This window comes from Pseudoxanthomonas sp. OG2 (assembly GCF_014192765.1).
Taxonomy (GTDB): Bacteria; Pseudomonadota; Gammaproteobacteria; order Xanthomonadales; family Xanthomonadaceae; genus Pseudoxanthomonas_A; species Pseudoxanthomonas_A beigongshangi.
Map to the genome: position 1 here is coordinate 774,175 of NZ_JACHYM010000002.1, position 25,236 is coordinate 799,410.

Annotated in this window: 20 protein-coding genes; 5 read left to right on the forward strand and 15 right to left on the reverse strand. The window is 68.2% G+C overall.

All coding sequences use genetic code 11. The features are described from left to right. Positions 1-20 precede the first annotated feature (20 nt). From FHW78_RS16675 to FHW78_RS16685, 3 genes are all read right to left on the reverse strand, one after another. Positions 21-3,905: a YhdP family protein gene (locus FHW78_RS16675; RefSeq protein ID WP_183643223.1), complete on the reverse strand. Its 3,885-nt coding sequence runs from the start codon at positions 3,903-3,905 to the stop codon at positions 21-23. Between the two features lie 75 nt (positions 3,906-3,980). Next, on the reverse strand, positions 3,981-5,468 hold the full coding sequence (gene rng / locus FHW78_RS16680) for a ribonuclease G (protein WP_183643226.1): 1,488 nt from the start codon (positions 5,466-5,468) through the stop codon (positions 3,981-3,983). A 63-nt stretch (positions 5,469-5,531) separates the two neighbouring features. Continuing rightward, positions 5,532-6,101 carry a Maf family nucleotide pyrophosphatase gene (locus tag FHW78_RS16685; protein WP_183643229.1) on the reverse strand — a complete coding sequence of 190 codons (570 nt, stop codon included), beginning with the start codon at positions 6,099-6,101 and terminating at the stop codon, positions 5,532-5,534. 151 nt (positions 6,102-6,252) lie between these two features. Between FHW78_RS16685 and FHW78_RS16690 the strand changes: the two genes are divergently transcribed. Together FHW78_RS16690 and FHW78_RS16695 are read left to right on the forward strand one after the other, a co-directional pair. Then, the gene (locus tag FHW78_RS16690; protein ID WP_183643231.1) at positions 6,253-6,993 is read left to right on the forward strand and encodes an SIMPL domain-containing protein; all 741 of its coding nucleotides are present in this window, start codon (positions 6,253-6,255) and stop codon (positions 6,991-6,993) included. Between the two features lie 206 nt (positions 6,994-7,199). Continuing rightward, positions 7,200-7,865, forward strand: coding sequence for an energy transducer TonB (locus FHW78_RS16695; protein WP_183643234.1), 666 nt, complete (start codon positions 7,200-7,202; stop codon positions 7,863-7,865). A gap of 159 nt (positions 7,866-8,024) precedes the next feature. Here the strand turns inward: FHW78_RS16695 and rlmH are convergent, their stop codons facing one another. Beyond that, positions 8,025-8,495 carry a 23S rRNA (pseudouridine(1915)-N(3))-methyltransferase RlmH gene (rlmH, locus tag FHW78_RS16700; protein WP_183643237.1) on the reverse strand — a complete coding sequence of 157 codons (471 nt, stop codon included), beginning with the start codon at positions 8,493-8,495 and terminating at the stop codon, positions 8,025-8,027. Positions 8,496-8,614: 119 nt separating this feature from the next. Here rlmH and FHW78_RS16705 point away from each other — a divergent pair, with 119 nt between their 5' ends. After that, entirely contained in the window at positions 8,615-10,171 is a 1,557-nt protein-coding gene (locus FHW78_RS16705) for an alkaline phosphatase PhoX (protein ID WP_183643240.1), read from the forward strand. A gap of 73 nt (positions 10,172-10,244) precedes the next feature. Here FHW78_RS16705 and rsfS read toward each other — a convergent pair whose 3' ends face one another. The 5 genes from rsfS to leuS form a co-directional block, all read right to left on the reverse strand. Next, positions 10,245-10,667 carry a ribosome silencing factor gene (rsfS, locus tag FHW78_RS16710; protein ID WP_183643244.1) on the reverse strand — a complete coding sequence of 141 codons (423 nt, stop codon included), beginning with the start codon at positions 10,665-10,667 and terminating at the stop codon, positions 10,245-10,247. A gap of 30 nt (positions 10,668-10,697) precedes the next feature. Continuing rightward, entirely contained in the window at positions 10,698-11,375 is a 678-nt protein-coding gene (nadD, locus tag FHW78_RS16715) for a nicotinate-nucleotide adenylyltransferase (RefSeq protein ID WP_183643247.1), read from the reverse strand. Positions 11,376-11,443: 68 nt separating this feature from the next. After that, complete coding sequence (holA, locus tag FHW78_RS16720) at positions 11,444-12,475, reverse strand: DNA polymerase III subunit delta (RefSeq protein WP_183643250.1); 1,032 nt, start codon at positions 12,473-12,475, stop codon at positions 11,444-11,446. Further along, positions 12,465-13,040 (reverse strand): LPS assembly lipoprotein LptE, encoded by a 576-nt coding sequence (lptE, locus tag FHW78_RS16725; protein ID WP_183643253.1) that lies wholly within the window; start codon positions 13,038-13,040, stop codon positions 12,465-12,467. Before lptE ends, holA begins: the two co-directional genes overlap by 11 nt. A 343-nt stretch (positions 13,041-13,383) precedes the next feature. Beyond that, entirely contained in the window at positions 13,384-16,014 is a 2,631-nt protein-coding gene (gene leuS, locus FHW78_RS16730; RefSeq protein ID WP_183643256.1) for a leucine--tRNA ligase, read from the reverse strand. Positions 16,015-16,162: 148 nt separating this feature from the next. Between leuS and FHW78_RS16735 the strand changes: the two genes are divergently transcribed. Beyond that, entirely contained in the window at positions 16,163-17,452 is a 1,290-nt protein-coding gene (locus tag FHW78_RS16735; protein WP_183643259.1) for an amidohydrolase family protein, read from the forward strand. Positions 17,453-17,456: 4 nt separating this feature from the next. Here the strand turns inward: FHW78_RS16735 and FHW78_RS16740 are convergent, their stop codons facing one another. From FHW78_RS16740 to FHW78_RS16755, 4 genes are all read right to left on the reverse strand, one after another. Continuing rightward, positions 17,457-18,065 carry a DUF998 domain-containing protein gene (locus tag FHW78_RS16740; protein WP_183643262.1) on the reverse strand — a complete coding sequence of 203 codons (609 nt, stop codon included), beginning with the start codon at positions 18,063-18,065 and terminating at the stop codon, positions 17,457-17,459. Beyond that, positions 18,062-18,262: a helix-turn-helix transcriptional regulator gene (locus FHW78_RS20065; RefSeq protein WP_218533674.1), complete on the reverse strand. Its 201-nt coding sequence runs from the start codon at positions 18,260-18,262 to the stop codon at positions 18,062-18,064. Before FHW78_RS20065 ends, FHW78_RS16740 begins: the two co-directional genes overlap by 4 nt. Positions 18,263-18,273: 11 nt before the next feature. Continuing rightward, a complete protein-coding gene (locus FHW78_RS16750) occupies positions 18,274-18,912 on the reverse strand; it encodes a hypothetical protein (RefSeq protein ID WP_183643267.1) in 639 nt (212 codons plus the stop codon). Positions 18,913-19,005: 93 nt separating this feature from the next. Next, positions 19,006-19,593, reverse strand: a complete 588-nt coding sequence (locus FHW78_RS16755) for a hypothetical protein (RefSeq protein ID WP_183643270.1) — start codon at positions 19,591-19,593, stop codon at positions 19,006-19,008. 115 nt (positions 19,594-19,708) lie between these two features. Here FHW78_RS16755 and trxA point away from each other — a divergent pair, with 115 nt between their 5' ends. Further along, the gene (gene trxA, locus FHW78_RS16760) at positions 19,709-20,566 is read left to right on the forward strand and encodes a thioredoxin (protein WP_183643274.1); all 858 of its coding nucleotides are present in this window, start codon (positions 19,709-19,711) and stop codon (positions 20,564-20,566) included. Positions 20,567-20,627: 61 nt separating this feature from the next. Here trxA and FHW78_RS16765 read toward each other — a convergent pair whose 3' ends face one another. Together FHW78_RS16765 and FHW78_RS16770 are read right to left on the reverse strand one after the other, a co-directional pair. Beyond that, positions 20,628-21,695: an AraC family transcriptional regulator gene (locus FHW78_RS16765; RefSeq protein ID WP_183643277.1), complete on the reverse strand. Its 1,068-nt coding sequence runs from the start codon at positions 21,693-21,695 to the stop codon at positions 20,628-20,630. A gap of 173 nt (positions 21,696-21,868) precedes the next feature. Continuing rightward, complete coding sequence (locus FHW78_RS16770; RefSeq protein WP_183643280.1) at positions 21,869-24,958, reverse strand: TonB-dependent receptor; 3,090 nt, start codon at positions 24,956-24,958, stop codon at positions 21,869-21,871. Positions 24,959-25,236 lie beyond the last annotated feature (278 nt).

Below are 25,236 nucleotides of genomic sequence, written 5' to 3' on the forward strand. Positions count from 1 at the left end.
GGCGGTGCGGGCGCCGCGGTTCAGGGCAGGCCGGCGCGCGCGGCCGAGGATGGCGCCTGTTCGCGTGATTGCTCGCGCGAAATGGCCTCCACCTTGGGTTCCTTCCAAGGACCAGTCACCCGATAGGTCTTGGCACCCATTTCGCCCAGCGGGCGCTTGAGCACAGCGTTGGCGACCGCGCCGACCGCCGCGCCCAACGGTCCGGCGGCCACCGCGCCGACCGCGGTCAGCACGTTGGCCGACTTGGGCAGCACATCCACCACCTGGTCGAACTGTTCGGCGCGCAGATCGGTCGTGCCGCCGATCCGGATCTCGGCGGCGGGACCGTCGATCACCAGCGCGTCGGTGCGGGCCAGGCCGTTGCCCAGGGCCACCTCGCCTTCCATCCGGTTGAACGCGAATCCCTTGGAAAAGAAGTCGCTGAAATCCAGGGTCAGCCGGCGACGCAATTCGGCCACGCTCAACAGACCGAGCACGCGGCCCGCACCGGGCTCCAGTTCCAGCAGATGGCCATCGCGCGCATCCACGCCGACCTTGCCTTCCAGTTCGCTCAGCCGGAACGCGCCGGGACTGCCACGCCAGCCCGCGGTGGCCTGGACGGTGCCGTGGCCGCCGCGAATGCGGCCACCGTAGCCGGCATCGGCCAGCAGCGCGCCGAAATCGCGGCTCGCCACCTTGGCCTGCAGTTGGGTCCGCGCATGCGCGCCCTTCCCCAGCCAGGTACCTGCCACGTCGATGTCGTGCTGCGGGGAACGCAACTGCAGCTGTTCGATCTGCATGCCGGCGGGCAACTGGCGCGTACGCAGGCGGGCGTTGCCGAGTTTCGCGCTGCCGACGCGCAGTTCATCGACGTCCAGCGACAGCGGCGGAATCGCCGACGGATCCAGGCCATCGTCGGCGGGTACCGGCGGCGCGCCGGGCATGCCGATCGGCGCGCCAGCGACCGCCCTGGTCGGGACCGTGGCCGCCGCGGTGGCGGTGCCGGCGGGCGACGCGTTCTGCCAATACAGGCGCGAGAGCCGCCCGACGATCGCGGCGCCCCGCGTCTCCGGCACCAGCAGGCCACCGGACAGCGCGGGACCTTCCAGGGTCACCGCCAGTGCATTGGGGGCCGGCGCCAGTTGCAGACGCGTATCGGGGAACACCGATCCGATCATCAGCAGGCGCGTAGCGGTGACATCGACATGGCGCAACTTCAGGCCATCGTCGTCACCCTCGTCCTCGCCACCCTTGAACAGCGCGATCCAGTCCATCGCATCCAGTTGCCGCGTGCGGCCGCTGACGATCAACCCGGACGCGGGCGGAGCCTCGGCGACATTGTCGCTCCCCAGCACCACCCGCACGCCGGTCTGCTGGCCGTTGTTGCGCGCGCGCAACGCCAGGCGCTGGCCGAACGCGACTTCGATCTGCCCGCTGCCCAGCGGCATCGAGGTGCGTACCACCGTCGGCAGCGCGGCGAATGCCGGTTTTTCCAGCGGTGCCGGCAGGCTCAGGGCGGTGCCGACCAGCTGCGAACGCAGCTGCAGCTGGCTGGGCGCGTTGCTGGCCGCGCCCTTGGGAATGGTGACCGCGACGTTCCAGTCCGAACGCCCTTCGATGTACGGCTTCAACCAGGCCATTTCCGGCGCGCGATCCAGCAGTTCCTTCGCATCCAGGCGCGCAGCGAGCTCGGCCTCGAACGCCTGCTGCGGATCCCGCGCGCCGCTGCCCGCGCGCAGCGACAGCACGCCGGGCTGGCCCTGCAACATCACCTTCATCGGTTCGGAAGCGAATCCGCCGTTGTCGTAGCGCGCCTTGCCGGTGACATCGGTGAAGGCGAGGTTCCAGCGCTTTTCGGCCAGCTTCGCCGCGGTCAGTTCCACCTCGCCTTCCATCCGCTGACGGGTGGGCGAATCCTTCTTCAGCGGCTGCAGCAGATGGAAGCTGGCGCGGGTGGCGCCGGAGGCTTCCAGATTGGCGAAGGTGTCGGCATGGGTTTTCTGCAACGGACTCTGCCGCAGCATCGCCAGCAGTTTCCCCGCATCGGTGTGCGTGTCGGCGTCGACACGCAGGTTGGATTCGCGGAAGTCCGCGATGCCGGCGCTGAAATGCTCGACCGCCACGCCGGCCAGGCTGCCGTGCCCGTCCAGGGAGAATCCGTTGCCGATGAAGGCGACATCCGCGTCCACCTGCTCCAGCGCCGGCCAGTCGCGCTGGAACTTGAACTGCCCGCCGTTGATGCGCGCGACCGCCTCGAAGCGGCCGTTGTTGCGGACGAAGGGCCAATCGTCGAGATCGCCCGAGACGATGGCGCGGCCATTGTTCACCTGGCCGCCGACCAGCGCCGCGTTGAGCCAGTCCACCGCCGCCTTGGGCATCTGGTGGTGAACCCAGAAGCGCTGCGCTGCGGGCACCGGCGCCTGATCGAGATCGGCGGCCAGATCGATCCACGGCCGGGTGCCGTCGTTCTGGAACCACAGGCCGCCGCGCACCTGCGCGCCGTAATCCTTGCCACGCACGCGCAACGCCGGAGTGCCGACGCGCCAGCCGGCGCCTTCGCGCCAACCGACGATTTCGCCATCGAGGGTGACGTCATGCACCACGCCGAATCCGCTGGGCCAATTGAACTGCAGGCGCGATGCCGGTTTCAGGCGCAGGCGCAGGCCTTCGGCGTCGCCCTCGAAATCGCCCGCCAGCCCGCTCATTCCCGGCGCGCGGCCGACCGGCGCGAAGCCGACTTCCAGCAGTTCGCCGCTGGCGCGCAGGCCGCCCTGGCGATTGCCGGCGACCTCCACCCGTGCCAGCCGCGCGGTCGGACGTGCCTGGCCCAGCCAGCGGCGCATGTCGTCGCCCACCTGATCGCTCAACCCCAGCACCGCGAACAGCGGCGCCGCATCCAGTTGGCGCGCGACCAGCGCGGTCTCGCGACCACCGGCCAGCAGCAGCCCGTCCAGTGTCTGCGTGCTTTCGCCACTGCCGACCCGCAGCAGCGGCGCATCCAGTCGCCAGCCGCTCCGGACCAGGCGCCAACGCAACCTGCCGTCCAGTTGTTCGAAGGCCGCGCGCGGCAGCGCCCCGCCCCCCACCAGCGGCGCACCGCGCAAGCCCAGTTTCTGCACGTGCGCCTCGGCGGTGACCATCACCACGCGATGCCGGTACAGGGATATCCAGCCTTGCAGCCGCCCGCTGCCGGAATCGGCCACCACACCCGCGTAGCGCAGCAGCGGCGACCACACGCCGATGTCGGCGGCGGTCACCTCGGCGTAGGCCTGGCCGTCGCCCTTGCGACGATTGAAATCGACGGCAACGTTGAGCGGCGCGCTATCGGCGCGGATATGCGCACGCGCACCGACCCGCACGCGATCGCCGTTCACCCGCAGGCGCATGTCGATATCGGGCACCCGCAATTGCCAGCCAATGGACGGCGCGTCGATGTCCAGGCGGCCGTCGATGATCTGCAGTTCGCCCAACCCCTCCAGGCTGGACAGCGGATCCCCGCCCGGCTGTTGCTGCCCGGGCAAGCCGCGCACCGACCAGGTGCCGTCGTCGGCGCGCTGCAGGGTCAGCGACAAGCCGCGCAGGCGCAGTTCGGTGAACGACCGGCCCGGCAGCAGGCCACCGTACATCGACACCAGCACCTCGGCCTGGCCGATACGGACGCCACCCTCACCCTCGCCGATCCGCAGCCCGTCCAGTTGCAGCAGCGGCCCGCGCCGGGTCCACTGGGTTTGCACCCGATCGAATGCCACCGGCCGCCCGGCCCGCTCGCTCAACCACGCGGCGACACGCTCGGGATGACGTTCGGCCAGCGGCAGCACCTGGCTGGCGATGCCCAGCACCACGGCCATGCACACCAGCACGATCGCGATGCCGTAAACGGCACCACGTCGGGCAAGGCGCAGGCGGCGGCGCATCGGGGTGGGCATCAGCGGCAAGCCGGGATTGGAGATTGGGGATTGGGGACGGGGCGAATCACGATTCCCCAATCCCGAATCCCGGCCTCAAAGCAGCACGACATCGAACTGCTCCTGCAGGTATTGCTCGTCGGCCTGGAAGCGGATCGACTTGCCGAGGAATTCCTCCAGTTCCGCCACCGACTGCGATTCCTCGTCGGTGATGCGCGCCACCACCTTGGGCGATGCGATCACCAGCAGGCGCGCGGCCTCGAACTGGCGCACGGCACGGGTGATTTCGCGGAAGATCTCGTAGGTGACGGTTTCGGCGGTCTTGATGCTGCCGCGGCCGCCGCATTCCGGGCACGGCTCGGACAGTTGCCGCTCCAGGCTCTCGACCGTGCGCTTGCGGGTCATCTCCACCAGCCCCAGCGGCGAGAACTCGTACACCGTGGTCTTGGCGTGATCGCGCGAGAGCGCCTTCTCCAGTGTGCGCAGCACCTGGCGGCGATGCTCGGGATCGTCCATGTCGATGAAATCGATGATGATGATGCCGCCGAGATTGCGCAGGCGCAGTTGCCGCGCCACCGCCTGCGCCGCCTCCAGGTTGGTGCGGTAGACGGTTTCCTCCAGGTTGCGCTGGCCGAGGAAGGAACCGGTGTTCACGTCGATGGTGGTCATCGCCTCGGTCTGGTCGATGACCAGGTAGCCACCGGATTTCAGCGGCACTTCCTTGTCCAGCGCGCGGCCGATTTCGTCTTCCACCCCGTACAGATCGAAGATGGGACGTTCGCCGCTGTAATGCTCGATGCGCTCGGCCAGGACCGGCATGTACTTGGCCGCGAACGCCTGCAGCCGCTCGCTGGTCTCGCGTGAATCCACCCGTACCTTCTCGACATCGCGCCGCATCAGGTCGCGCACCGCGCGCAGCGGCAGGGTCAGGTCCTCGTAGATGCAGGTACCCACCGCGGCATCGCGGCTGCGCTGTTCCACCAGCGCCCAGACCCGCGCCAGGTAGGAAATGTCCTCGGCCAGCGCCTCGGCCGGCTGGCCCTCGGCATTGGTGCGGATGATGTAGCCATGACCGCCATGCGCCGCCGCAAGATCGCTCACCAGCGATTTCAGGCGCTGGCGTTCGGCCTCGTCCTCGATGCGTGCCGACACCCCGACCACCTTCGACTGGGGCAGCAGCACCAGGTAGCGCGAGGGAATGCTGATCTGGGTGGTCAGGCGCGCGCCCTTGCTGCCGATGGGATCCTTGACCACCTGCACCACCACGTCCTGGCCGTCGCGCAGCAGGTCCATGATCGGCACCGACGGCGGCGGCGGCAGCGGCGTCTCCACCGCCTCGCCGTTGGCGACCGGCGCCGGGCGCACGATGTCGTTGGCATGCAGGAACGCCGCGCGATCCAGGCCGACTTCGACGAACGCCGCCTGCATGCCCGGCATCACCCGCTGCACCTTGCCCTTGTACAGGTTGCCGACCACGCCCCGGCGCCAGCCGCGCTCGATGTGCAGCTCCTGCAGCATGCCGTTCTCGATGACGGCCACGCGGGTTTCGCGGGGGGTGACATTGACCAGGATTTCTTCGCTCATGTCACCGTCCGTTGGAAGGAAAAGAAGGGGAGCGACGGCGGGCGGCCAGCGCCGCGCCTGCCGTCATGCCAGCACTCCGAACGCGCGCAGCAGGCGGGCGGTCTCGTGCAGGGGCAGCCCCATCACGCCCGAGAAGCTGCCCGAGAGGCGGGTCACGTACTGTTCGGCGCGGCCCTGGATGCCGTAGGCCCCGGCCTTGCCCATCGCCTCGCCGCTGCCGACATAGGCGGCGATGTCCGCGTCCGAAAGCTCGGCGAAGCTCACCTCGGAAATGGACACCGCCTGCTCCTCGCGGCCGGCGTCGACCACCGAGACCGCCGAGATCACCTGGTGGGTCCGGCCCGACAGCCGGCGCAGCATGGCGGCCGCGTCGTCGGCATCGGCCGGCTTGCCGAACACCTCGTCGTCCAGGATCACCTCGGTGTCCGCCCCCAGCACCACCGCGCCCGGCACGGTCATCACCTTCAGCAGTCCGGCCCCGGCCTTTTCGCGCGCCACCCGACGCACGTAATCTTCGGCAGACTCGCCCGGCTGGCGATGTTCGGGGATATCCAGATCAATGCGCCCGAAGGTCAGCCCCAGGCGGGTCAGGAGTTCGGCGCGGCGGGGGGATTGGGAGGCCAGATGCAGCATCGGGAAAGAATAACCTGAGGCGACTGACTGAACGCCGGTTGAGTGTTCCCGTGGACGGCGAAACCCGATTCGACTCACAACGCGTTCATCGTGTACTGAACACGCTTCACTCCCACTGGCCCCCGGCCACCGACGCATACAAGGAGATCCCATGCGCCACCACCCGTTCCGCCCGCTGCTGCTCGCCCTGTCCCTGGCCCTAGGAACCGTCACGATGACCGCCCAAGCCCAGACCGCTCCCGCTTACACCGTGCCCGCCGACGGCACCCTGCTGAACGTGTCGGCGCAGGCCGAGGCCTCGCGCGTGCCCGACGTGGCGACCCTGTCCGCCGGCGTGGTCACCCAGGCCGCCGACGGCAACGCCGCCATGCGCCAGAACGCCGAGCAGATGGCCAAGGTGGTCGCCGCCATCAAGGCCGCGGGCATCCCCGAGAAGGACGTCCAGACCAGCGGCATCAGCCTCAACCCGCAGTACCGCTACGCCGAGAACGAACCGCCGAAGATCACCGGCTACCAGGCCAGCAACACGGTCAGCCTGAAGGTCCGCGACATCGCCAAGCTGGGCAAGGTGCTGGACGCGCTGGCCGCGGTGGGCGCCAACCAGATCAACGGCCCCAGCTTCGAAATCGACCAGCCCGAGCCGGTCTACGACGAAGCCCGCCTGGCCGCGCTGAAGAAGGCCCAGGCCCGCGCCGAGACCTACGCCAAGGCGTTGGGCCTGCGGGTCCGCCGCATCGTCAGCATCTCCGAGGGCGGCGGCGGTTTCCGCCCGGTGCCGATGATGGCGATGGCGATGGACGCCAAGGCCGGCCGGATGGAGTCCACCCCGGTGTCCCCGGGCGAGACCACCCTCTCGGTGAACCTGGACGTGGTGTTCGAACTGGGCCGCTGAGCCCCGCCACCCCGCTCCAAGCAACGGTGCCTCCGGGCGCCGTTGCCGTTTCCGGCGTCCGGAACGGCATTCATTCGACCTTGGTCGCCCCCCTCTTGCGGCCACCACACGGCGGAGTACAGTCTGGAACTGCGGCGCGGGGGCGTTGCAACCCCACTCCTCGCGGCCGAGCGTTGTTCCTGTCACAGCCCTTCAGGAGGTGGACCATGGTTCGCGCACTACCCTTCCGCACCCCGACCCGTCTGGACATCGGCCGCATCCTGGCCATCGCCGCGGCCATCGCCCTGCACGTGTTCGCCCTCCTCCTGCTGCTGATGCCGATGGCGGCGCCGCAGATCGCGCAGATTGTCGAACAGCGGATACCGGTACCGCTGCAGGCGGATCCCATTCCGCCGCCGCCGTTGCCGCCGCAACCGGTGGAGCCAACACCCCAGGACAAGCGCGTTCCCACTCCGGTAACCCCTCCGGCCGTGACAACGCCGGCCAACGTCCCCGATACCGCACCGATCATCGATCAGGGCACGATCGCTGCCACCAGCGATACGATTGATTCCGCGCCAACCAGCGATATCGGTTCGCCGGACACCTCGCCGATGGTCGGTTCGCAACTCCAGTATGTGACAGCGCCTGCTCCTCCCTATCCGCGGGTCGAAGCACGCGCCGGCATCGAAGGCACCGTCGTACTGAAAGTGCTGGTGGATGTCGATGGCGCACCGCTGGAAGTGGTGATCGAGACCAGTAGCGGCAACCGCAACCTTGATCGCGAAGCCCGTCAGCATGTGCTGAAACACTGGCGCTTCAAGCCCGCGGTTCGCGACGGCATCGCTGTGCAGGCCTACGGTTTGGTCCCGATCGATTTTGTACTGCGTTGATTCGTTCGGGTTGATCCGCTCGATCACAGGTATCAAGAGGCCCGCTTCGGCGGGCCTCCACTTTTCCGCAATCGCTTGGCAAGGATGCTGAACGCCATTCGGCGGATTGCCCGAGCGATTACTCGCGGCAGCGTGTCTCGAAGATTCGATGAATCCGACTCAAGCGCGATGGTAAGGATGATTCGCCAGCATCGCCGCGGCGCGGTAGATCTGCTCGGCCACCACCAGCCGCACCAGCATGTGCGGCAGGGTCAGCGGGCTCAGTGACCACTTCTCGTGCGCGGCGGCCAGCACGTCGGCGGCGTGGCCTTCCGGACCGCCGATCAGGAAGGCGAGATCCCGGCCTTGCCCACGCCAGTGTTCCAGGCGTTGCGCCAGTTGTTCTGAGGAATACGGCTTTCCGGTGACTTCCAGCGCGATGATGTGCGCGTTCTTCGGCACCGCCGCCAGCACCCGCTTGCCCTCGTCCTCGATGGCGCGCTGCGGGTCCCGGCCCTTGCCGCGCAGGCCGGGCTCGATTTCCACCAGTTCGAACGGCAGCCAGTGCGAAAGGCGCTTCTGGTATTCGGCGAAGCCCTGCGCCACCCAGGCCGGGGCGCGTTCGCCGGTGGCGATCAACCTGCTCTTCATGCCGCAATGATACCGGCGCCACGCTTTCGTCGGACCGCATGCAAGCGTCATGCCTTTGTCATCCAGCGGTTACACGCAGTGCCTAGCGTCACCGGCTCCCCGCCAGCTGGAGTCGCATGATGACCGTCTTCGATCCTGCCCGCCGCAACGTCCTCAAGGGCAGTGCCGCCGCCATGGCCATGGGCGCCATGGGCAGCCTGGGCGCGCTGTATTCGCGCCAGGCCCTCGCCGCCACCGAATCGGTGCGGCTGTCCCCCGTTCCCAGTCGCTACGGGCCCATCGCGCCCGTCGCCGACCGCACCACCGGCCTGCCGCTGCTGCAATTGCCGCGCGGCTTCAGCTATCGCTCGTTCGGCTGGACCGGCGATCGCATGGACGACGGCCAGCCCTGCCCGGATCGCCATGACGGCATGGCCGTGGTCGCCACCCGGATCGCACGCCCGGGCCGCGGGCACGGATACGGACGTGGCCATGGCCATGGCCACGGTGGGCTGGAATACGTGCTGATCCGCAACCACGAACGTGGCGCGGGCGCCCCCATCCAGGCGCCTGGCATGTACGACACCGGCCTCGTCGACGGCAGCCAGGTGGCCGGTGGCGGCACCACCACCCTCACCTACCGTGCCGGTACCGGCTGGAACGCGCTGGAGCCCAGCCTGGGCGGCACCCTGGTGAATTGCGCCGGCGGCCTGACCCCGTGGGGCACCTGGCTGAGCTGCGAGGAAATCAAGACCGATGCCACCTCCAGCGCCGGCCGCAAGCACGGCTACGTGTTCGAGGTGGATCCGGACAACGAGCGCACCACCGGCCGTCCGCTGGTCGGCCTGGGCCGTTTCAGCCATGAGGCGGTCGCGGTGGACCCGCGCACCGGCATCGTCTACCTGACCGAAGACGACCGCAACAAGGCCGGGCTGTACCGTTTCGTCCCCAACGATCGGCGAGGCCGCAACGGCTCGCTGGAAAATGGCGGCCGCCTGCAGGCCGCGCGCGTGCGCGGCAAGCGCAACGCCGACCTCACCGTGGCCAGCATCGGCGACCGCTACCAGTTGGAATGGGTCGACGTGCCGGAACCGGATCTGGACACCATCGCCGCTCCCGCCGGCTTCCCCGACATCTCCGCCGGCGAGACCCTCAGCGGTCCGTTCGCCCAGGCCTGGAGCGAGGGCGCGCTGCGCATGAGCCGCGGCGAGGGCATCTGGTACAGCTACGGCAAGATGTTCATCGTCGACACCAGCACCGGCGTCGATGCGCAGGGCCGCAAGGGACGTGGCAACGGCGCGGTATGGGTGCTGGATCTGTTCACCCAGCAGATCAAGGCGCTGTTCGTCAGTGGCCACCAGCTGGCCGCGCACAATCCGGACAACATCACCGTGAGCGCGCGCGGCGGCGTCGTACTGTGCGAGGACGGCGGCGAGAGTCCGGACGAGTACGGTCCCGGCGCGCGCCTGATCGGCCTGACCCGGGCCGGCGAATCGTTCTACCTGTGCAAGAACAACATACAGGTGACCTCGACCCAGATCGCCAACGCCGGCAAGACGATCGAGGAAGGCGACTACCGCGAAAGCGAGTTCTGCGGGGCCTGCTGGGATCCGCTATCACGCACGCTGTTCGTCAATATCCAGACCCCGGGTATCACCTTCGCGATTACCGGGCCGTGGGAGCGCGGGCCGCTCTAAGGCGCAACGCACGCCACGTAAACGACAACGGCGCCTTTCGGCGCCGTTGTTTCATCGCGGAACCGAAAGCCGCTTACAGGCGATCTTCCGCACCGGTTTCGACTTCGTCCTGCTCCGGCGGCTGGTCGCCCACCGTCCACAGCCGCTCCAGCGCGTAGAACTCGCGCACCCGCGGCAGCATGATGTGGACGATCACGTCGCCCAGGTCCACCAGCACCCACTCGGCCTCGCGCTCGCCTTCCACGCCCAGCGGCATGACGTCGAGCTTCTTGGCGAACTTGACCACTTCGTCGGCGATCGACTTGACGTGGCGGGTGGACGTGCCGGACGCAATCACCAGGAAATCGGCGACGCTGGATTTGCCGCGCACATCGATTTCAACGACATCCTTGGCTTTCAGTTCTTCCACCGCCGCGTGCACGTTGGCGAGCAGGACCGGCACGGCCGGCGGGGGGCTGGGAAGACGGGTCTTGATGACTTGCGCTTGGCTGGACAAAGGTCTGGTGACTCCGGGAACTCGGCCCGATTATACCGGACCGTCCGCCGCCGCCGACGTGAAGTAGAGCCGCTCGTCCGCGATATAGGCGGACACGGCGGGCGGGACCAGGTCTTCCCAGGGCCAGCCTTCGGCGATCCGCCGGCGCACGTCGCTGGCCGACTCCGGCTGCAGCGGCTGGTGCAGCCGATGTATCCGCCCCGCGGGAGACGCACGCAGGTCGCCGGCATCGGTCGTCCAGCGACCGGCAATCGTGGCGGCGAGTTCAACCGGCAACTCGCCGTCCAGCGGACTGCCCGGGCGCTCGGCCACCACGAAATGCGCCAGTTCGAACAAGTCCCGCCATTCGTGCCAGGTGGGCAGTCCGACCAGGCTGTCGGCTCCCACCAGCCATGCAATCGGCGTGCGCGCGCCGAGTTCGCCACGCAGTTCGCGCAGGGTGTCGACGGTGTACGAGCGGCGCTCGGGCTGGCGCAGCGCGCGGCGCAGTTCGCGGCGATCGACATGCAGGCCGACCTCCCCGTCGATGGCCAGTTCCAGCATCCGTGCGCGCTGCGCCGCGTTGGCGCCCGGCGGGGCGCGATGCGGCGGATCCGCCGCGGGCGTGAGCGCGACCAGGGTGTCGAGTTCGTCGCGGGCCGCCCGCGCAATGGCCAGATGCCCGTTATGGACGGGATCGAAGGTGCCGCCGTAGAAAAGGTGGAGCATGCGGTGTCAGGGCCGTCGCGGAGACCGTGGCAGTGTGCGGGGATTGCCGGCGCGGGAAAAGATCCGCCTCAGGCCACCAGCAGGCGCACCGCGCGCGCCTCGGCCACGGCCAGCAGCAGCCGTTCCATCGCCACCCAGGCGTCGCCCGGCGCGCGGCCCTTGGCGATGCGGTCGATGCGCGAGGCCTCGGCGACGAAACGCTCCCAGCGCTGCGGTGCGGCGTGCCGCTGCAAGGCCCGCTTGAACGGCGCCTGTTTGGATTCCCAGATGCCCTGCGATTTCATTTCCGCGGCCAGGTTGCCGCCGGACGCCTGCACCCTCGCCAGATGGGCGGTGCGCAGCAATTCCTTGACCACCATCGGCATCAGGCCGGCGACCACGTCGCCCTCGGCGCGCAGGCCGGCCAGCATCCGCGACACCTGCGGCCCCTGCCCGGCCAGCATGGCGTCGGTCAGGCGGAACACGTCGTAGCGCGCGGCGTCGGCCACCAGCGATTGCATGGTTTCCGCCGACAGGCTTCCGCCCTGCGCCAGCAGCGCCAGCTTGTCGATCTCCTGCGCCGCGGCCAGCAGGTTGCCTTCCACCCGCTCGGCCAGCGCCTGCACCGCGTCGCGGTCGGCCCGCAGCCCGCGCGCGCGCAGCCGGCTCTCGATCCAGCCAGGCAGTTCGTGCGGCTTGATGGCCCAGGCGACGGCGAGGACGCCGATCTGCGCGACGGCGTCGGCCCATTTGCCCTGATGGGCCTTCGACCATTCACCGGCGGTGATCAGCAGGACCACGTCGGGCGGCGGATTCGCGCAGAACCGGCTGATGACCTCGGCGCCCTCCTTGCCCGGCTTGCCGCCTGGCAGGCGTACCTCGACCAGGCGCCGCGCGCTGAACAGGCTCGGGGCGTGGAAGCTGGCATCGAGCTCGTTCCAGTCGAAATCGCGCCCGTCGGCGTCGAATACCTCGCGCTCGCCGATGCCCTGCGCACGTGCCTGCGCGCGCACCGCGTCGGCGGCTTCCAGCACCCGCAGCATTTCCGGCCCGGCGATCAGGTACGCCGGGAGCAGCGGCTCATCGGCGCGTGCGGCGATCTGTTCGGGCTTAAGTTCCATCGGCCGGCTTGACCATCTGGCCGGCGCGCACCACACCGTCGACCCGGCGCAGGATCGAAGCGGACATCTCGCGCCGCAGTTCGTCGGCCAGGATCTCGCGCTCGGTCGTGGTACCGGTGGCGTTCTCCGGCGGCGACACGTAGTCGCGCGAAAGCTCCACCACCTGCTGCGGCACCAGATCGGTGCCGTCGGCCTTGCGGAACACGAACACGACGGCGTAGCGCAGGCTGTACTCCTGGGCGCGGCCCAGTGCGTCCACCGCGATCGGCAGATCACCCCAGCGCTCGGAGACGATGACCAGTTCCGCCTTCCTGGGGACCATGTCGCCGCTGGCGGCGGCGGCTTTCGCCGCCTCCAGGTCCGCCGTCGTGGGCGTATGCGCGTCGGCACCGGCCGCCTGCAACCCGCGCACCAGCTTGTAAGCCAGGTCGCTGTAGGTCGCGGCAGAGCGGACCAGGACCGGTCCCAGATCGGAAGGGAGCGCGATGCGGCTGCGCAGGTGGAATCCGCAGCCGGCCAGCAACAGGGCCAAGGCGGCGGCGGCAAGGAATCGGGTTCGGATCATGGGCGAAGTCTGGACGAGGCCGCGAAAGGCGGCAATAGCCTAGCCGGCCCGCAGGTGAATACGGGGGATTCGGGATTGGGGATTGGGGATGTCGATGCGGCAATGCGCGGCTTCTACCGTCATACGCATCTTCATCCAGCGGCCTTCGACGGCCAAATGGCAAGCCAAGCCGGAATCGGGTGGCGCGTGGGATTCACCCTTTCGGGGAAACGGATCCCGGCCTTCGCCGGGATGACGGCGAAGGGGAGATGACGCCGCGCACGTCTGGAACGGTCCCCCCGCGAACGGCGGCGATCGCGGGGCGGGGTTGGACGACGCGGATCGCCCACGCGTCCAAGCCGGCTCAGCCGGCGACGATATTGACGATCTTGCCCGGCACGATGATCACCTTGCGGATGGTCGCGCCTTCCAGGAACTTGGCGGTGTTCGGTTCGGCCCGGGCCAGCCCCTCGATGTGCTCGCGGGCGGCGTCGGCGGCGACCTCGATGGTGCCGCGCAGCTTGCCGTTGACCTGCACCGCCAGGGTCACCGAATCGCGCACCAGCGCGGCCGGGTCGACCTGCGGGAAGGCGACGTCTTCCAGCAGCGTTTCCGGATGGCCCAGCGCCTGCCACAGCGCGTGGCTGGCATGCGGCGTGATCGGGTTGAGCAGCAGCACCGCCGCTTCCAGCGCCTCCTGGCGCACCGCGCGGCCACTGTCGCTGGCGTCGTCGAATTTCGACACCGCGTTGGACAGCTCCATCACCGCGGCGATCGCGGTGTTGAAACTGTGGCGCTTGCCATAGTCGTTGCCGACCTTGTCGATGGTTTCGTGGGTCTTGCGGCGCAGCGCCTTCTGCCCGGCGCTCAGCGTGGCCGGATCCACCGCGGGCGCCGGACCGTCAGCCGCATGCTTCTGCACCTGCGTCCACAGGCGGCGCAGGAACCGCGCCATGCCTTCCACGCCGGCCTCGTTCCACTCCAGCGACTGCTCCGGCGGCGCGGCGAACATCGAGAACAGGCGTACGGTGTCGGCGCCGAACCGCTCCACCATCGCCTGCGGGTCCACGCCGTTGTTCTTCGACTTGGACATCTTCTCGACCGCGCCAATCTGCACCGGCGCGCCGTCCGCGCGCAGGGTCGCGCCGGTGATGCGGCCGCGCTCGTCGCGCTGCACGTCCACGTCGGCCGGATTGATCCAGTCCTTGGAGCCATCCGGATTGTCGCGATAGAAGGTCTCGGCGATGACCATGCCCTGGGTCAGCAGGTTGGTCGCCGGTTCGTCACTGTCCACCAGCCGCGCGTCGCGCAGCAGCTTGTGGTAGAAGCGGAAATACATCAGGTGCAGGATCGCGTGCTCGATGCCGCCGATGTACTGATCCACCGGCAGCCAGTAGTTGCCGCGCTTGTCGACCATGTCCCTGGCGCCCGGCGAGGTGTAGCGCGCGTAGTACCAGCTCGACTCCATGAAGGTGTCGAAGGTGTCGGTCTCGCGCTCGGCCGCGCCGCCGCATTCCGGGCAGGTGGTCTTGCGCCATTCCGGATCTGCCTTGATCGGCGATTTCACCCCGTCCAGGGTGACGTCTTCCGGCAGCACCACCGGCAGTTGCGAATCAGGCACCGGCACCGCGCCGCACTTGTCGCAGTAGATCACCGGAATCGGACAGCCCCAGTAGCGCTGGCGGCTGACGCCCCAGTCACGCAGGCGGTAGTTGACCCGGCGCTGGCCGCGGCCCTGGCGTTCGAAGCGCTCGGCCAGCGCCTCGAAGGCGCCCTGGTAGCCCAGGCCGTCGAACTCGCCCGAGTTGACCAGTTCCAGGTCCTCGCGGGTCTTGTCGCCATACCAATCGCGCCAGATCGTCGGGTCGTAGCTGGCCTCCTCGTCATTGCGCGGCGACTTCAGCGCGATGACCTGCTGGATCGGCAACTGGTACTTGGTGGCGAACTCGAAATCGCGCTGGTCGTGGCCGGGCACCGCCATCACCGCGCCGGTGCCGTAGCCCATCAGCACGAAGTTGGCCACCCACACCGGCAGCTTTTCGCCGGTGATCGGATGCACGGCGCGCAGGCCGGTGTCCATGCCGCGCTTTTCCTGGGTTTCCAGCTCGGCCTCGGACACGCCGCCCTGCTTCAGTTCGGCCAGGAACGCGGCCAGCGCGGGATTGGACGCGGCGGCCTTCAGCGCCAGCGGGTGCTCGCCGGCGATCGACACGAAGGTCACGCCCATCAGCGTGTCGGGACGGGTGGTGAATACGGTCAGCGGATCATTGCCTTCGACCGCGAACTGGATCTCCAGGCCCTCCGAACGGCCAATCCAGTTGCGTTGCATGGTCTTGACCGCGTCGGGCCAGCCCGGCAGTTCGTCCAGGCCATCCAGCAGTTCCTGGGCGTAGTCGGTGATGCGCAGGAACCACTGCGGAATCTCGCGCTTCTCGACCACGGCGCCCGAGCGCCAGCCGCGGCCGTCGATAACCTGCTCGTTGGCCAGCACGGTCTGGTCGACCGGATCCCAGTTCACGACCGAATTCTTGCGGTAGGCCAGGCCCTTGCGCAGCAGGCGGGTGAACATGCGCTGTTCGTGGACGTAATAGTCCGGACGGCAGGTGGCGAACTCGCGCGACCAGTCGATGGCGTAACCCAGCAGTTTCAGCTGGCTGCGCATGTGGTCGATGTTGGCGTAGGTCCACTTGGCCGGCGCGGTGCGGTTCTTGATCGCCGCGTTCTCGGCCGGCAGGCCGAACGCGTCCCAGCCCATGGGCTGCAGCACGTTGTGGCCGGTCATGCGCTTGTAGCGGCTGATCACGTCGCCGATGGTGTAGTTGCGCACATGGCCCATGTGCAGCGCGCCGGACGGATACGGCAGCATCGACAGGCAGTAGTACTTGGGCTTGTCGGACTGTTCGTCGACCTCGAAGGCCCGGCGCGTCTCCCAGAACGATTGGGCGGCGGATTCGACGGATTTCGGCTCGTAGGCGACGGGTTCGGCAGCGGACATGGCAGGCGTAGGCGGGAAAGGCGACGGCAAAGTCGGCAAGGGTACCGCAGTGCAGCAGAGGGCTCCACTCCGGAAGGTCACGGGCCGACTGCCGGATCCACGCCAGGACGCTCGGCTACCATGGCCCGGACCCGCCCCGGAGCCCCGCATGTCCCGTCCCGCCCTGCCGCTGGCCTTGGCTATCCTGCTTGTCCCGCTGTCCGCTCGCGCCGCGGAACCGCTGGCGCTCCAATGCGAACGGCTGTTCGAGTCACGCAGCGGCAAGCTGCTCCCGGCGCGTACCGTGGTGGTCCGCCAGGGCCGCGTCGCCGAGGTGCTGGAAGGCCGGGTCGAAGTGCCCGGCGCCCGCACGGTGGACCTGGCCGGTCACACCTGCCTGCCCGGCTGGACCGATCTGCACGTCCATCTGGGCAGCCAGTCCAATCCGCAGAGCTATTCGGAGGGATTCCGCCTGGATCCGGTGGATTTCGCCTACCGCTCGGTGGGTTTCGCCGAAAAGACCCTGCTGGCCGGCTTCACCAGCGTGCGCGACCTGGGCGGCGAAATCGCCCCGCACCTGCGCGATGCGATCAACCAGGGCCTGGTGAAGGGGCCGCGCATCTTCGCGGCCGGCAAATCCATCGCCACCACCGGCGGCCACGCCGATCCCAGCAACGGCTACAACGATCACCTGTCGCACCTGATCGGCCCGCCGGGCCCCACCGAAGGCGTGATCAACTCCGTCGACGACGCGCGCCAGGCGGTGCGGCAGCGCTACAAGGACGGCAGCGATGTCATCAAGATCACCGCCACCGGCGGCGTGCTCAGTTACGCCAAATCCGGCGACGCGCCGCAGTTCACCGTGGACGAGGTCAAGGCGATCGTCGAGACCGCGCGCGACTACGGTTACAAGGTCGCCGCGCACGCGCACGGCACCGAAGGCATGAAGCGCGCCGTGCTCGGCGGGGTGACCAGCATCGAGCACGGTACCTACATGAGCGACGAGGTGATGCGGCTGATGAAGCAGCACGGCACCTGGTACGTGCCGACCCTCTACGCCGGCCGCTTCGTCGCCGAGAAGGCCAAGGTGGACGGCTACTTCCCGGAAGTCGTGCGCCCCAAGGCCGCCCGCATCGGCGCGCAGATCCAGGACACCGCCGCCAAGGCGTATCGCAACGGAGTGAAGATCGCCTTCGGCACCGACATGGGCGTGGGGCCGCACGGCGACAACGCGCGCGAGTTCGTTTACATGGTGGAAGCCGGCATTCCCACCGCCGAGGCACTGCAAGCGGCGACGGTACGCGCGGCGGAAGTGCTGGGGGTGGACGATCAGGGCGTGATCGAGGCCGGCAAGCGCGCCGACATCGTGGCCGTGCCCGGGGATCCGGTCGCCGACATCCAGCGCGTGCTCGAAGTCGCGCTGGTGATGAAGGACGGCGTGCTGTTCAAGCAGCCCTGAGGGGTCAGGCGCCCCTGACGGCGGCGCGCCACGCGGCCCAGCCCGCCCAGGCGACCCAGATCCACCAGATCCCGAAGCCCAGCCGCTGGGCGACGCCGGCCGGCAGCGTATCGACCGCGAACAGCACCGCGTACAGCATTCCCACCGCCGCCAGCACGCTGGCGCGGCCGACGCCCCACCAGCCCGCGCGGCCGCGCAGGCCCATCGCCAGCAGCAGCGCGCCGGGCACGAAGGCGACCCACCACAGCATCCACGCGGTGGCGTGGTAACTGCTGCTGGCGTTGTGCAGATCCTCCGGATCCAGCGGCAGCAGTCCCAGCGCGACCACGCCCAGCGTGGACAGGAACAGCAACTGCGCGCCGATCCGCCCCGGCCAGCCGGCGTCGCGCGGCAGCCGCTGGCGCAGCGACAGCATCGCCGCCGAGGCCAGCAGTCCCGGCAGCATCAGGCCCAGCAGGTTGAAGGCATTGGCGTGCGGGATGCCCTTGGCGCCCAGCACCGCGATCGGGTGGGTCACGTGCGAATACCCCGGCAGGGCCCATCCGAAACCCACCGCGGCGGCGGCGAACACGACCGCGCCGGCGATGCCGGCCAGCGGCAGCCAGCGATTCATTGCATTTCCCAACGGAACACCTCTTCAACACCCATGCCAAACGTCCGCGCGATGCGGAACGCGAGTTCCAGCGACGGCGCATAGCGCCCCGCCTCCAGCGCAATGATAGTTTGCCGGGTGACCCCGCAGGCGTCGGCCAGCGCCTGCTGGGTCATGTCGCCGCGTTCGGTCCGCAGGCGGCGGATGTCGTTGGCTATGGGCGTTCCGCTCACCGGCGATCGCGCCAGTAGTAGACGGCGGTGGCGGCGTACTCGCACAGCCACCCCAGCATCAGGACCAGTACCAGCAGGTTGGCGAGCAGGAAGTGGCTGGCCCATTGCAGCCGGTGCGCGGGTGAAAAGCCCAGCGTGACGGCCAGCGCGATCACGCAGAACACCAGCGCGCCGTATCCCCAGTGAGCGGCCCGGCGCGCGATCTCGCGATCCCGTTCGTCTTCCTGGATCTGGCCCTTCCAGCGTGCCGCCAGCACCTGTCCCAGTACCGCCCAGGCGATGCCCAGCATCACCAGGTTGCGGGCGACCGCGCGGGCGTGTGCGCTGCCCATGCCTTCCGGTCCTGTGAACAGGTCCAGCCTGGCCAGGAAATAGGCCACCGCCGCCGCCATGAACCCGACACCGATCCAGGCGCGCCATTCGCCCGGCGAAACCGTCTGTCCGCGCTCGTCGCGGGGCGCGTGGCGTACGAAGTACAACGCGATCCATGTCGTGGCGACCAGCAGCGCCATGCCGATCTGGCCGGGGTCCAAGCCCAGCACCCGGCCCGGCCCGGCCAGCAGCAGCCAAAGCGCCAGTCCCGCCGCCGCCAGCAATCCGTAGCGGACCGCCCTGTTCCCCCGATATCCCTTCATTGATGACGCCCTGGCCGAATGTAAAGTTAACCTTACATCGGCCGATCAACATGTCAAGTCTTTTTTACATCAGGGCGACCCGGGATGGCGACCCTACTCTTCCCACCCCGTCGGTCCTCCCGCCTGCGCGGTGTAGTTGGCCGTCACGTAGTCCCCGGCGAGGCTGGCGACCCGCGCCAGCATGGCGTTGTCGGCGCCGCCCACGGTCCAGGCGCCGGCCATGCCACGCGCATGCTGGTAGAACTCGGGCTGGGCCACCACCTCGCCGGATGCCGCGTCGGTCAGGCGCAGCCGCAGGAGGACGCGTGAGCTGCCGGCGAAGGCACCGGCGAAGAATCGCTTGCCACCGCTGATGAAACGTACTTTCTCGATCACCGGCTCGATCACCAGCGTCTGCGCCGGCTCGGCCTTCACCGCTTCGGCGTTGCGCTGCGCCACCCATTGCCCCAGTCCCTGCCGGAGGTTTTCCTGCACCGCGTTGCGGGCCTTCTCGTTGGTCTCCTGGCCCGCATAGGGCGCATCCATCCGCACCGGCTTGAGTTCGAAGCGGGCGTAGTGGTCCAGTTGCACGGACGGTGCGGCATTGCGCTCGACCGAGGGCCGGATTTCCTCGCCCGCCCAGGATGGACGGAAAGCGAACAGCAGCAGGCCGGCGGCGGCCACGCGGGACAGCGGGTTCATGCGGTGAATCTCCAGGCGGAAGGGGGGCGGCAGCGACGACCCGCTGCCCGTGCTTGAAAGCAACGGCAATCGCCGCCATCTCAGGCCGCATCCGTCCACGACCGCCCTCTTCCCCATGACCGACCTGCCCCACGTATTCGACGCCACCGCCGAAACCTTCGAAACCGACGTCCTGCGCAAATCGCTGGAAGTTCCGGTGCTGGTCGACTTCTGGGCGACCTGGTGCGGTCCCTGCAAGACCCTGGGCCCGATCCTGGAAAAGCTGGCCGGCGAGTACAACGGCGCATTCCTGCTGGCCAAGGTCGACGTCGACAAGGAGCAGCAGATCGCCGCGGCCTTCCAGATCCGCTCGGTGCCGACCGTGTTCCTGGTCAAGGACGGGCAACTGGTCGACGGTTTCCCCGGCGCCCTGCCCGAGGGCCAGTTGCGTGAATTCCTCAAGCAGCACGGCATCGAACCGGCGGCCGCCGACGAAGCGGAGGCCGCCACCGAGATCGCGGTGGACCCGCATGCCGCGGTGGTCGCGCTGCGTCATGCGGTGGAAGCCGAGCCGGACAAGGACGAATTGAAGCTGGACCTGGCGCTGGCGCTGCTGAAGACCGGCGCCGCCCACGAGGCCGAGCAGTTGCTGGACGCCCTGCCCGCCAATCTCGCCACCGACGATCGCGCCGTGCGCGCCCGCGCCCGGCTGGGATTCGTATCGGCGCTCAAGGATGCGCCGCCGGTGGAGGTGCTGGAAGCAGCGGTCGCCGCCAGTCCGGACGATCTGCGCGCGCGCCATCTGCTGGGCGTGCACCGCCTGATCGCTGGCGACGACGAAGCCGCGCTGACGCAGTTCATCGAAATGCTCGCCCGCGATCGTGGCTACCAGGAAGGCCTGCCCAAGAAGACGCTGATCGACGCCTTCCGCGTCATCGAGGACGAGGACCTGGTCGGCCGCTACCGCCGCCGGATGTCGTCGCTGCTGTTCTGAACCACGTAGAGCGGAGCTTGCTCCGCTGGCCCGGACACCGCCCCGCCGAGCAAGCTCGGCGCTACACGTGGAGCGGAGCTTGCTCCGCTGCCCGGACACCGCCCCGCCGGGTTTGCTCGGCGCCACAGCCCGCGTCGCGACTGCGCGCACGCGCCTGCGTGGGCGTCACGCCATGACGGCCCTTGAAGGCACGACTGAAGGAGCTCTGGCTGTCGAAGCCGGTGTATTCGGCGATATCGCAGAAGGCCAGCCCGGTCTGCTCCACCAGCCATAACGCACGCTGCAAGCGCATCCGGATTGCGCATTCGCTGGGAGTCTCGCTGAAGACGCTGTGGTAAACCCGCGCCAGGTGTCCGCGGGAATAGCTGACCTGGCGGGACAGCCGATCCAGGCTCATCCGCCCGTCGTGATGACCGCTGACGATCGCGTGACGGATGCGCAGCAGGCGCTGCATCGACCAGCGCTTGCGGCGATGGCTGCGTCCCGGGCAACGATCAATCAGCGCGCGCAGTCCCTGCTGCTGCGCGTGCATGCTTTCCGCGACACCGAACACGCTGCGGACGATCGCCGCTTTCCCGCGATGTCCCATGCCCGGTCCTTGCGCGACATCCCGCGTGTGTTCCGGTGCGGCCAACATCGCCCTGAGCGCCACGAGCCGCGTCACCAGATCCGGAGGGCACGCCATTTCATCCGCCAGCAAATCCGCCATCACCCGCGATTCGCAGCCTCCCCGGATCCAGGCTTCCATCGGGCCGCACAGGCACAGCCAGCGGCCGTCCGACCGACCTCCCATCATCCGCAAGGGGCGATCCCAGAGCAGGCATCGGCCCGCGTCGATGTCCCAGCGCAAGCGCTCGCCGGCGGCGCTGACCGTACCCGCAAGCGGCACCAGCACCGACCACCAGCCCGCCGGCAGTTCGACGAAGGCGCCGGGCCGGGCCGCGTGGATCAGATACAGCGTGCTATTGCCGATGCCAGCGCGCGGCAGGAGGATGTCGGCGCCTTCCGCGTCCATCAGTACGACGCCGCATGCGTGGCCGGGAAACTCCCGTTCCCCGTCGTCTTCCCGCAGCGGCAACACTCCCGTTTCCCAGTCCTGCTTGCCGGCTGACACCGTGTCGTCGCGCATGACGCATCCCCTTCAAGACGGGACCATGCTGTCCCCCGCCCCGTCCCCCCTCAACCCGGTCGTGACGAATCGCCGTTCGCAGGTGATGAACGTCATCCCGACATGGGCGGAAACGACGATGGCCGCCGGGAAGGCGGCCATCGAAACGGCATGGAATGCAAACCGGACGCGGGTCAGAAGTCGTACTGCACCATGAAGCGCACCGAGCGCGGCGGCTGGTAAGCGGTGGGCAGCAGGTAGGCGTCCGACGGCAGGCCGGTATCCGGATCCTCCGCCTGTTCGACCACCGACACGACCCGCTGCTTGTTGAGCACGTTGAACACGTCCACCTTGAACGACAGTCCCTTGGCCCAGGCGGGCGCGTAACGCAGGTTCAGATCCAGCGAATAGGTCCATGGCAGGCGGCCTTTGGTGCCGCGCGGCACCGCCTCGACCGGACCGTTCAGTTCACCGGTGTCGGGGTTGACCGACTGTCCCGCGGACGTCGTGCCGCAACGCATGAACGACGATCCGTAGACGTGGAAGTCGCCGTGGTAGGGATAGAGCACGCCCAGGCAGTTGATCGGCCGGCCCGACTGCACCAGCAGGTTGCCGCCCACCGACCATTCGTCGCTGATCTCGTAGTTGCCGAACAGCTTCAGGCTGTGCCGCCGATCATTGGGCAGGTAACCAAAGGTATCGGCGGTCAGTTCGATGTAGTCGAAGTCCTGGGTGACACTGGTGTTGACCTGGCCGATATCCGACTTGACGCCGCCTTCGGTGTTGCCCTTGCTCTTGGCGTAGGTGTACGAACCCTGCAGGAACACCTTGTCCCAGTTGCCGTCGAGGAAGATCTCGACCGCCTGGTACGAGCGCTTGGCCTTCGGCGCAAGACGATCGCCCTTGACCTTCACTTCGGTCAGATTGCCGTCGCCGTACAGGTCGGTCAGGAACACCGCGTCCTTGCCCGGGTTGAACATGCGGCAGTACGGGAAGCCGGCGCTCGGCAGCGCCGGGCTGCGACCCTGTCCGTCCAGCCAGCCGTCGTCCTCGTCCAGGTGGAAGCCCGCCGCCTCCAGGATCGCCGTGTAGTCGCAGTTGTCGTCGATCGCGGCCTTCAACTTGCGGTAGATGCCGCGTACGCCCAGCGACAGGTGATCGCTGAGTGCGGCCTGGAAGCCCAGGATGAATTCGTCCTGGTACATCGGGTCCAGATCCTTGGCGGCCACCGTCAACGGATTCTTGGGCTCGCCGAACTCGCCATTGATGTATTGCAGTTGGCCCGGGGGACCTTCGCGGGGCACCAGCCCGGTAGGCGCGCCGGTGTCCGGATTCACGCCGGTGAAGGTGAACTGCTGACGGGTGAAGATCGAAGCCGACGCGCCGCGGGTCGCCACGTCCGAAGTCAGCGGCAGCGCATAGCGGCCCGCGTTGCCGAACAGCTTGAAGCTCGAATCGCCGTTCACGTCCCAGGCGAAGCCCAGACGCGGGCCGAACTGGTTGCTCACCTTCACGAAGGTGTTGCCGAAACCATCGCGGTTGTCGAAGGTGTCCCAGCGACCGCCCAGGTAGGCGATGAAATTCTCGGTGACGTTCCAACTGTCCTGGACATACAGGGCGCGCTGCTTGACCTCGTTCACCGATCCCTGGTTGACGATCTGCTCGCGCACGATGTCGGTGCCGTCGGCCAGGGTCGAATAGCGCCACACGCGTCCGCCCTCGGTGGAAGTGCCCGACACCGACTCGAAGTTGTCGATGTCCACGCCGAACTGCAGGCGATGGTTGCCCAGCAGCCATTCCGCATCGAGGCGGAACTGATCGCGGGTGTCGCCGGAATCCGAACGCGGGATCGCGCCGCCGGTGAGGTTGCACTTGCTGGCGTACACACCGGTGGCCTGCTGGCGCGAGGACGGTCGCGCATCAACGATGATCGGGCAGCCGGTGGCCGGCGTGTGCAGATCGCCGTTGTAACGCACGTCCACGCCCGAGGCCGTGCGCAGGTACTGGCCACGCGAGAACTCGCCATGCCCGTACAGTGCGGACAAGGTGAAGTTGTCGGTCAGGTAGCCGGTGTACTTCAGCACGTAGTTCTCGCCACCCTGCTCGCCGTACGAGGTACCAATCAGGGCCTGCCTATCCAGCACGCCGATGGTGTTGCCGTAGACCGCCGTCTCGGTGTCGGCCTTGTCGGAGAAACCGGTGAATTCCAGCAGATGGTTGTCGCTGATCTGCCAGTCCATCTTCAGCAGCCAGGTCGGCGTCTTGACCGAGTTGTCGACGTTGGTGCTGGACAGCACGTTGCCCCACAGCTCCTGTTCCTGCCGCTTGTAGCCGATCAGGCCGTAGGCGAACAGGCGGTCCTGGATCAGCGCGCCGCTGGCCCAGACCGAACCTTCGACGTCCCAGGTGCTGTCGCGGCTGCTGTCCTGGCGCAACTGGCCTTTCGTGCACGCGGTGTAGGGCGCCGGGCCGCAGGCCAGCGGGTTGGCAAGATAAGTGTTGCGGGTCTTCTCGCGCAGCGAATCGGGCGTGTAGTAGATGCTCGCGCCCGCATGGAAGTCGTTGCTGCCGCGCTTGGTCACCTGGTTGATCACGCCGCCCAGCGAACGCCCGAACTCCGCGCCGTAACCACCGGTCTTGACCTGCTGCTCGGCGATTGCCTCGAACGGCACTTGCGAGAAGTTGAGGCTGCGGAATGAATTGGTGATGTTGAAGCCGTTGACGAAGTACTGGTTCTCAGCCACCGACGATCCGCCGAACGAAGCCAGGTTGCCGAATGCCACATCACCGCGCACGGTACCCGGCGCCAGCAATGCGACGCTGGTCGCGTCGCGCGCCACCGGCACCTTGGCGATCTGCTCGGCGGTCAGGATGGTGGTGGACTCGACCGAGGACACGTCGATCGGATTGATCGACGAGCCACCGACCACCGTGATGGTGTCCAGGGTCGAGGCGTCGCGCGCGGCGAAGTCGACGGTGGAGGCGGTGCCGACGCTGACGTTCACCGTGCGGTTGCCGCCGCTGCTGGAGGTGATGGTGTATTGCCCGGTGGGCAGCGCGGAGAACCGGTAGCTGCCATCGCTGCCGGCAGTGATCGCGCGGCTGAAGCCGGTGGCGGGATTGGTGATGGTGATCGTTTCGCCGGCGGCGGCGCGACCCACGATCGCGCCGGACGAATTGGACTGCGCGTGCACGCCGCCGGCGAAGCACAGGCCAAGCGCGGCACACAGGGCGGTACGGCGCAGTCCTTTGGAGAGATGTTTCGGGTTCCGTTGGTTGGTCATTGGCGCTCTCGGCAGTGAATCGGTGGATGAGATGGACGTTGTCGGACCGCGCTGCGGACAGGCATGCGACGGCCCGGCGTCCTGCCGAGAAAACTAACGGGAACTTCACATTGACGTTGTGCAAGAAAAACGAATTGGCACGGCAGATTCCGTCAGGAACTTCGTGCGGGAATCCCTGCGGGGGAACGGAGACGGATCCGGTGGCGGAAAGAAGGGCATGCGCTGCGAATTCCCTTTCGCGGATAACCCAACACGCAAATCATGCACAGCCGGATCGT

Bases quoted from the DNA above. Each gene is read 5' to 3' on its own strand.
- FHW78_RS16675 (WP_183643223.1), bottom strand. From the start codon at position 3,905: ATGCCCACCCCGATGCGCCGCCGCCTGCGCCTTGCCCGACGTGGTGCC.
- rng (WP_183643226.1), bottom strand. From the start codon at position 5,468: ATGAGCGAAGAAATCCTGGTCAATGTCACCCCCCGCGAAACCCGCGTG.
- FHW78_RS16685 (WP_183643229.1), bottom strand. From the start codon at position 6,101: ATGCTGCATCTGGCCTCCCAATCCCCCCGCCGCGCCGAACTCCTGACC.
- FHW78_RS16690 (WP_183643231.1), top strand. From the start codon at position 6,253: ATGCGCCACCACCCGTTCCGCCCGCTGCTGCTCGCCCTGTCCCTGGCC.
- FHW78_RS16695 (WP_183643234.1), top strand. From the start codon at position 7,200: ATGGTTCGCGCACTACCCTTCCGCACCCCGACCCGTCTGGACATCGGC.
- rlmH (WP_183643237.1), bottom strand. From the start codon at position 8,495: ATGAAGAGCAGGTTGATCGCCACCGGCGAACGCGCCCCGGCCTGGGTG.
- FHW78_RS16705 (WP_183643240.1), top strand. From the start codon at position 8,615: ATGACCGTCTTCGATCCTGCCCGCCGCAACGTCCTCAAGGGCAGTGCC.
- nadD (WP_183643247.1), bottom strand. From the start codon at position 11,375: ATGCTCCACCTTTTCTACGGCGGCACCTTCGATCCCGTCCATAACGGG.
- holA (WP_183643250.1), bottom strand. From the start codon at position 12,475: ATGGAACTTAAGCCCGAACAGATCGCCGCACGCGCCGATGAGCCGCTG.
- lptE (WP_183643253.1), bottom strand. From the start codon at position 13,040: ATGATCCGAACCCGATTCCTTGCCGCCGCCGCCTTGGCCCTGTTGCTG.
- leuS (WP_183643256.1), bottom strand. From the start codon at position 16,014: ATGTCCGCTGCCGAACCCGTCGCCTACGAGCCGAAATCCGTCGAATCC.
- FHW78_RS16735 (WP_183643259.1), top strand. From the start codon at position 16,163: ATGTCCCGTCCCGCCCTGCCGCTGGCCTTGGCTATCCTGCTTGTCCCG.
- FHW78_RS16740 (WP_183643262.1), bottom strand. From the start codon at position 18,065: ATGAATCGCTGGCTGCCGCTGGCCGGCATCGCCGGCGCGGTCGTGTTC.
- FHW78_RS16750 (WP_183643267.1), bottom strand. From the start codon at position 18,912: ATGAAGGGATATCGGGGGAACAGGGCGGTCCGCTACGGATTGCTGGCG.
- FHW78_RS16755 (WP_183643270.1), bottom strand. From the start codon at position 19,593: ATGAACCCGCTGTCCCGCGTGGCCGCCGCCGGCCTGCTGCTGTTCGCT.
- trxA (WP_183643274.1), top strand. From the start codon at position 19,709: ATGACCGACCTGCCCCACGTATTCGACGCCACCGCCGAAACCTTCGAA.
- FHW78_RS16765 (WP_183643277.1), bottom strand. From the start codon at position 21,695: ATGCGCGACGACACGGTGTCAGCCGGCAAGCAGGACTGGGAAACGGGA.
- FHW78_RS16770 (WP_183643280.1), bottom strand. From the start codon at position 24,958: ATGACCAACCAACGGAACCCGAAACATCTCTCCAAAGGACTGCGCCGT.